At 58.3% G+C, this 3,161-nt stretch carries 1 protein-coding gene; it reads right to left on the bottom strand.

Annotated features, from left to right (window positions below; all coding sequences use genetic code 11):
• Positions 1–7 precede the first annotated feature (7 nt).
• Positions 8–2,164, bottom strand: a complete 2,157-nt coding sequence (locus DV532_RS00665; RefSeq protein ID WP_056797575.1) for a type I secretion system permease/ATPase — start codon at positions 2,162–2,164, stop codon at positions 8–10.
• Between the last annotated feature and the right edge of the window lie 997 nt (positions 2,165–3,161).

Consider the following 3,161-nt stretch of genomic DNA (forward strand, 5'->3'; position numbering starts at 1 on the left):
ATCCAGCTTATGCAACACTGATCTGCCCCTTTTTCAGCGCATCCATGACCGCGGCTTTCGGGCCGTCGGCGACAATCTGCCCGCGATCGATCACGATCAATCGGTCTACCAGTGACAGCAGCGAGGCACGGTGCGTAACCAGCAGAACTGTCTTGCCTTCCACCACTGCCTGCAGACGCTGCTTGAGGCGTTCTTCACCGGTGTTGTCCATGGCGCTGGTCGGCTCGTCCAGCAGCAGGATTTGCGGGTTGAGCAACAGTGCGCGGCCCAGGGCTACGTTCTGCCGCTGGCCGCCGGACAGGTTCTGCCCCCGCTCACCCACTTGCAGCTCGTAGCCGTCCGGGTGCAGCCGGGCGAACTCATGCACGCCAGCCAACTCGGCGGCCTGCAGGATCAACTCATCCTCAATATAACGGGCGCCGCTGACCAAGTTGTCGCGCAGAGTGCCTGCCAACAACTGGATGTCCTGCGGAACGTAGCCGATGTTGTGGCGCAGTTCGCTGACGTCAATCTGGCGAATGTCCACGCCATCGACCAGCAGCGACCCACTATTGGCCTCGTACAGGCCAACGATGAGCTTGGCAAGCGAACTCTTGCCCGAGCCGCTGCGGCCGATGATGCCCACCTTTTCGCCGGGACGAATGGTGAGGTTGATGTTTTTCAAAGCCTGGTTTTGCTGGTTCGGGTAGGTAAAATCAACGCCGCGGAACTCTACGCTGCCCTGCAGCACCCTACGGCTAAGCGGGCGCTCTTCAAAGTTGCGCTCTTGCGGCAGCTCCATCATGTGGTCGGTGGAGACCATGGTCACCTTGGCCTGCTGGTAGCGGGCGAGCAGGCCGTTGAGCTGGCCCAGCGGGCCGAGGGCGCGGCCGCTGAGCATGTAGCAGGCAACCAGGCCGCCCATGCTCAGGTTACCGTCAATGATCAGGTATACGCCGACGCAAATCATCGCCACACCCGCCAGTTGCTGGATCAGCAGGGTGATGTTCATTGCCAGGCTCGACAGCACCTTCACGCGCAGTTCCAGGCGGCTGAGGGTGCCAAGGGTCTGCTCCCACATGTACTGGCGTTCGCTTTCGGCGTTGTTGACCTTCACCGCATCCAGGCCGGCCAGGGTTTCGATCAGGCTGGACTGGCGCTCCGAGGCCAGGGCCATGGTCCGCTCCATGGTCGCCATCAGTGGCCGTTGCAGGGCGTAGCCAATGCCCAGGGCGAGCGGGAAGGCGATGATCGGAATCCACACCAAGTGCCCGCCAATGATGGCGATCACAATCAGGATCAGGATAGTGAACGGTAGGTCGATCAGGCTGGTCAGGGTCAACGAGGCGAGGAAATCGCGCAGGCCCTGGAACTCGTGAATATTCTGGGCAAAGCTGCCAACCCTGGCCGGGCGGTACTTCATCGACATGCCGACAATGCGTTCGAACAGCGTCGCCGAAATGATCAGGTCGGTCTTTTTGCCGGCTAGATCCAGGCACAAACCGCGCAGGCCCTTGAGAATCAGGTCGAAGATATAAGCGCCAGCGATGCCGACGGCCAATACCCAAAGGGTCGAGGTCGCCTGGTTGGGCACCACTCGGTCATACACGTTCATCACAAAAAGCGGCGCGGCCAGGGCAATCAGGTTGATCACCAGGCTGGCAGCGATGGCGTCGATATACAGCCACTTGCTGCGCAGCAAGGTATCGCGGAACCACGACTTCGCCCGCGGGATGAGGTTACCGTGGTTGACGTCGAATTTGTGCTGCGGCTGGGCGAAGAATACGCGGCCACTGTAGTCGCTCAGCAGGGCTTCGCGGCTGACGTGCACCTCGCCGCCATCGCTCTCGCTGAGCAGCAGGCGTGCAGTATCTTCGTTCTCCCAGCCCAGAAGGACCGCACTGCGGCCTTCTTTAAGCAGCAGCATCGCCGGCATGGCGATGCTCGGGATCTGCTCCAGCTTGCGCTGCAGAAGGCGCCCCTGCAGGCCGGCCCGGGCTGCTGCGCGGGGCAACAGCTCGGGGCTCAGGCGCTGGGCGGGCAGCGGTAGCCCAGTGGTCAACATGACCCGGCTGGCAGGTTTCTGGTGCAGGACACACAGGCTCAACAGACTATCCAGCAGGGGATCGTCATGCTGACTGCGTGGATCGTGGCTGAGTTGGACTCGACTGACTTCGGATTCCACGCGGCGCTCTCTTCATCCTTGTGGTGGGTGGGGTGGGTGTGCCGCCGTTCGGGGCGGCTCACCCTAGCGTTCAATAGTGCTGTCAAGCAGTTGTCAGGAGGGCTACGGCACTCTGACACCGGAACAGCTCACTAATGGTCGCCTTGAATCGATATGGAGTAAACAATTCTACGGTCTTCATGCTTACCAGACGATGCTGGGCGGAGGATGTTTCACGTTTGATCCAGTCAGCGTCCAAGCCGAAGCTAATTTGCAGCATAGCCTGCCATCTGGCAGCTAGCAGAGGTGCAACATTATCGGCTTGCATTGGTGCCATGAAACAGGCGCTGGCTTGTTGACGGCTTGGTGTAACTAACTAGTCGTAAATCATCTATTGATAAAGCAGTTCGTCGATGGGACCAGAATTTACCGATCTGCTCTATTTTCTCGTTTCGGGCTGGCAGTATTTGCGCAGTGGTTCGCTATGTCTTTGATCTGCGACAAATCGTTGCGCCGGCTGTTGCAGTGCTGTGAGTTGTTCCGGCCAAGGCTGTCTACGCGCCTGGTGCCGCCTTGCAGCTCGGCCATTGCACGTCTGTCGTTAGGCAAGCTTTGTGCTTGTAGGCAGGCAGCCAGCTCGACGGTTGAAAATGGCCTGAATATTGACGTCAGAATCCTTGCCAGCTCCCGATGGACGGTTGCCCTGCACCATTAATTTCGACTGCCAGGTGTGGGAAAGGGCGCTTGAATTGAACGAAAATACGCTTTCTATGATGTGCGACATTTGTCCGTAGAAAACGGTTGGCTAAGGTTCAAATATCAATGTGACATTACATTGCCGATTGTTTAGGATGGCCTGTATAAGGTCAATAGTTTGGCATTTAAGTAATTCCAAAAAGTTATAGACGGAATATTGACGTCAAAAACCGTCAAGCGTTTATCGACATAGTTCCGCCTGAGGTGGCTTACAAGCGCCGCTCTGGCATGGAAGAACCCATCGGGTCACACGGAGAGTCCA

This window comes from Pseudomonas sp. Leaf58 (assembly GCF_003627215.1).
GTDB lineage: Bacteria > Pseudomonadota > Gammaproteobacteria > Pseudomonadales > Pseudomonadaceae > Aquipseudomonas.